The 4426-nt window shown below is 49.4% G+C and carries 3 protein-coding genes and 4 pseudogenes; 4 read left to right on the top strand and 3 right to left on the bottom strand.

All coding sequences use genetic code 11. The features are described 5' to 3' along the window. Window positions 1-326, top strand: a pseudogene (locus BFF42_RS11395) (IS1-like element IS1B family transposase); the annotation flags it as partial. A gap of 238 nt (window positions 327-564) precedes the next feature. On the opposite strand, the pseudogene BFF42_RS27695 reads toward BFF42_RS11395, so the two are convergent. Continuing rightward, window positions 565-630 (bottom strand): annotated as a pseudogene (locus BFF42_RS27695) (hypothetical protein); the annotation flags it as partial. Window positions 631-851: 221 nt separating this feature from the next. Between BFF42_RS27695 and btsS the strand changes: the two are divergent. Genes btsS through BFF42_RS11375 form a run of 3 tightly spaced genes read left to right on the top strand, consistent with a single transcriptional unit; the run spans window position 852 to window position 3770 of the window. Further along, window positions 852-2537: a two-component regulatory system sensor histidine kinase BtsS gene (gene btsS, locus BFF42_RS11385; protein WP_012421574.1), complete on the top strand. Its 1686-nt coding sequence runs from the start codon at window positions 852-854 to the stop codon at window positions 2535-2537. Next, the gene (gene btsR, locus BFF42_RS11380) at window positions 2534-3253 is read left to right on the top strand and encodes a two-component system response regulator BtsR (protein WP_000598643.1); all 720 of its coding nucleotides are present in this window, start codon (window positions 2534-2536) and stop codon (window positions 3251-3253) included. Before btsS ends, btsR begins: the two co-directional genes overlap by 4 nt. 46 nt (window positions 3254-3299) lie before the next feature. Continuing rightward, window positions 3300-3770: a YehS family protein gene (locus BFF42_RS11375; RefSeq protein ID WP_001295430.1), complete on the top strand. Its 471-nt coding sequence runs from the start codon at window positions 3300-3302 to the stop codon at window positions 3768-3770. A 40-nt stretch (window positions 3771-3810) separates the two neighbouring features. Here the strand turns inward: BFF42_RS11375 and BFF42_RS11370 are convergent. Beyond that, window positions 3811-4083 (bottom strand): annotated as a pseudogene (locus tag BFF42_RS11370) (YehR family lipoprotein); the annotation flags it as partial. Window positions 4084-4100: 17 nt separating this feature from the next. Beyond that, window positions 4101-4426: pseudogene (locus tag BFF42_RS11365) on the bottom strand (IS1-like element IS1B family transposase); the annotation flags it as partial.

Below are 4426 nucleotides of genomic sequence, written 5' to 3'. Positions count from 1 at the left end.
TTTACGCGTATGACAGGCTCCGGAAGACGGTTGTTGCGCACGTATTCGGTGAACGCACTATGGCGACGCTGGGGCGTCTTATGAGCTTGCTGTCACCCTTTGACGTGGTGATATGGATGACGGATGGCTGGCCACTGTATGAATCCCGCCTGAAGGGAAAGCTGCACGTAATCAGCAAGCGATATACGCAGCGAATTGAGCGGCATAACCTGAATCTGAGGCAGCACCTGGCACGGCTGGGACGGAAGTCGCTGTCGTTCTCAAAATCGGTGGAGCTGCATGACAAAGTCATCGGGCATTATCTGAACATAAAACACTATCAATAAGTTGGAGTCATTACCCCCTCCTGTAACTGTAGTTATGTACAGGTGTTATTTTTATCTGTATGGATAACCAGTGTCAATTCCTGATATTGTTTATGGGGCATCAATGGGGCATGTATGGGACACTTTTTATCGGCGAAATTCGTCGAAGTTCGTCGACATGGTAAACGAATCATCTATCCAACCCTTGAAAAACGGCGCTCCTGGACGATCTTCGTCGATTTTTAAAAATGTTGCGTCACGCGCGTAACGTGACAGGGTTAATATCACAAAGCAACGCCACTTCACCAATTGTGTAAAGCGCCATCGTCTCACCCTTGCTCGCGAGGTCCCGGTTTAACTTTAGACGCAGTTTTGCGAACCAGGTAGTTTTGCCCGTTTTTTGTGCATTTATAGGGTGATTTTATTTTTGCCAGGCGATTTTGAGTGATTGTACTCACGAATTCTCATTTTTCTGCAAGAGTTCAAAGAAAGTTAAACGCAGGCAATATATGTTACGCGTTTTAAAGGGAAGTGTGGTTTGCGGGTATGTACGATTTTAATCTGGTGTTGCTGCTGCTTCAGCAGATGTGCGTTTTTTTAGTCATTGCATGGTTAATGAGTAAAACGCCATTATTCATACCGTTAATGCAGGTCACGGTTCGTCTGCCGCATAAATTTCTCTGCTACATCGTCTTTTCCATCTTCTGCATCATGGGCACCTGGTTTGGGTTGCACATTGACGATTCTATTGCCAATACCCGTGCGATAGGCGCGGTCATGGGCGGCTTACTCGGCGGTCCGGTCGTCGGTGGGCTGGTTGGCCTGACCGGCGGGTTACATCGATATTCGATGGGGGGCATGACCGCGCTAAGTTGCATGATCTCGACCATCGTTGAAGGATTGCTCGGCGGCCTGGTACACAGCATCCTGATCCGTCGCGGGCGCACTGATAAAGTCTTTAACCCCATTACCGCCGGTGCCGTCACGTTCGTCGCTGAAATGGTGCAAATGTTGATCATCCTGGCGATCGCCCGACCTTATGAAGATGCGGTGCGTCTGGTGAGTAATATTGCTGCGCCAATGATGGTCACCAATACCGTCGGCGCGGCGCTGTTTATGCGTATATTGCTAGATAAACGCGCGATGTTTGAAAAATACACTTCGGCTTTTTCTGCCACTGCGCTGAAAGTGGCTGCCTCGACGGAAGGCATTTTGCGCCAGGGGTTTAACGAAGTGAACAGCATGAAAGTGGCACAGGTGCTGTATCAGGAGCTGGATATTGGTGCAGTCGCGATTACCGATCGAGAGAAATTGCTGGCCTTTACCGGAATTGGTGACGACCACCATATACCCGGCAAACCAATATCTTCGACTTACACCTTAAAAGCGATTGAAACCGGTGAAGTGGTCTACGCTGATGGCAACGAAGTACCTTATCGTTGCTCTTTGCATCCGCAATGCAAACTGGGGTCGACGCTGGTAATTCCGTTGCGTGGTGAAAATCAGCGGGTGATGGGCACCATCAAATTGTATGAAGCCAAAAACCGTTTATTCAGTTCAATCAACCGCACGCTGGGCGAGGGGATTGCGCAACTGCTTTCGGCGCAGATCCTCGCCGGGCAATATGAGCGGCAAAAAGCGATGCTCACCCAGTCAGAGATCAAACTGCTTCACGCCCAGGTGAACCCCCATTTTTTGTTTAATGCGCTTAACACCATTAAAGCGGTGAGCCGTCGCGACAGCGAACAGGCCAGCCAGCTGGTGCAGTATCTTTCCACTTTTTTCCGCAAAAACTTAAAGCGGCCTTCGGAGTTTGTTACTCTCGCCGACGAAATTGAACATGTGAACGCTTATCTGCAAATTGAAAAGGCGCGCTTCCAGTCGCGGTTGCAGGTCAACATTGCTATTCCGCAAGAATTATCCCAGCAGCAATTGCCCGCGTTTACCCTGCAACCGATAGTGGAAAACGCCATTAAACATGGGACATCACAACTGCTGGATACAGGGCGAGTGGCAATCAGCGCCCGACGTGAGGGGCAACATTTGATGCTGGAGATCGAAGACAATGCCGGTTTGTATCAACCGGTAACCAATGCCAGTGGGCTGGGGATGAATCTGGTGGATAAGCGTTTACGTGAACGGTTTGGCGATGACTATGGGATAAGCGTCGCCTGTGAGCCTGATAGTTACACCCGAATAACGTTACGACTACCATGGAGGGACGAGGCATGATTAAAGTCTTAATTGTCGATGATGAACCGTTAGCACGGGAGAACCTGCGCGTATTTTTGCAGGAGCAGAGCGATATTGAAATCGTTGGTGAGTGTTCAAACGCCGTGGAAGGGATCGGCGCGGTGCATAAACTGCGCCCGGATGTGCTGTTTCTCGATATCCAGATGCCGCGCATCAGTGGTCTGGAAATGGTGGGGATGCTCGACCCGGAACATCGTCCGTATATTGTTTTTCTCACCGCGTTTGACGAATACGCCATTAAAGCCTTTGAAGAACACGCCTTTGATTATCTGCTGAAGCCAATTGATGAAGAGCGACTGGAGAAAACGCTGGCGCGTTTGCGGCAGGAACGCAGCAAGCAGGATGTTTCGCTGTTACCAGAAAATCAACAGGCGCTGAAATTTATCCCTTGTACTGGGCATAGTCGGATTTATTTGCTGCAAATGAAAGATGTGGCATTTGTCAGCAGTCGGATGAGCGGTATCTACGTTACCAGCCACGAAGGGAAAGAGGGCTTTACCGAATTGACATTACGTACCCTGGAAAGTCGTACACCACTACTGCGCTGCCATCGTCAGTATCTGGTTAACCTCGCGCATTTACAGGAGATTCGTCTGGAAGATAACGGCCAGGCCGAGTTGATTTTGCGTAATGGCTTAACCGTGCCGGTCAGCCGCCGTTATCTGAAAACCTTAAAAGAGGCGATTGGCCTGTAAAAGACTGCTAAAATGGCTTTTTGCCTCATCAACACCTGAAGGCCTCATGCTAAGTAACGATATTCTGCGCAGCGTGCGCTACATTTTGAAAGCCAATAATAATGACCTGGTGCGTATTCTGGCGCTGGGTAATGTCGAAGCCACCGCGGAACAGATCGCCGTCTGGCTACGTAAAGAAGACGAAGAGGGTTTTCAGCGTTGTCCGGACATTGTTTTGTCGTCATTCCTCAATGGCCTGATTTATGAAAAACGCGGCAAGGATGAGTCTGCTCCGGCACTGGAGCCGGAACGTCGCATTAATAACAACATCGTGCTAAAAAAATTACGCATCGCGTTTTCGCTGAAAACCGATGACATTCTGGCGATCCTCACCGAACAGCAGTTCCGCGTTTCGATGCCGGAAATTACGGCGATGATGCGTGCACCGGATCATAAAAACTTCCGCGAATGCGGCGATCAATTTTTACGTTATTTTCTGCGTGGACTGGCAGCGCGCCAGCATGTGAAGAAAAGCTAAGACGGGTATGGCGGCCATGCGAAACATGGCCGCCGACAGATTATTTCACTTCTTTAAAACCAGCGGCTTTCATCACCAGTTCCATTTGCGCCATAGTGATACCTTTTTTGGTATCTTCAGCAGAAACGTTGATTCCTGAAATACCCTGCAGGGCTTTAAAATCCACTTTTTCCATATCGATAGTCACGTTTTCCTGCGCGTAGGTATCGGTATAGGTTAATTTTTCTTCAACACCCGCGATGTTTTTGTATTTGGCGCTTAACGGCTCAAGTGTCTTGGCAGCGTCTTCTTTGGTGGTTGCACCAATAGAGGCAAGGTAATGACTCCAACTTATTGATAGTGTTTTATGTTCAGATAATGCCCGATGACTTTGTCATGCAGCTCCACCGATTTTGAGAACGACAGCGACTTCCGTCCCAGCCGTGCCAGGTGCTGCCTCAGATTCAGGTTATGCCGCTCAATTCGCTGCGTATATCGCTTGCTGATTACGTGCAGCTTTCCCTTCAGGCGGGATTCATACAGTGGCCAGCCATCCGTCATCCATATCACCACGTCAAAGGGTGACAGCAAGCTCATAAGACGCCCCAGCGTCGCCATAGTGCGTTCACCGAATACGTGCGCAACAACCGTCTTCCGGAGCCTGTCATACGCGTAAA

This window comes from Shigella sp. FC1661, from assembly GCF_001712525.1.
Lineage (GTDB): Bacteria > Pseudomonadota > Gammaproteobacteria > Enterobacterales > Enterobacteriaceae > Escherichia > Escherichia coli.
This window is presented reverse-complemented; position numbering and strand designations above follow the sequence as displayed.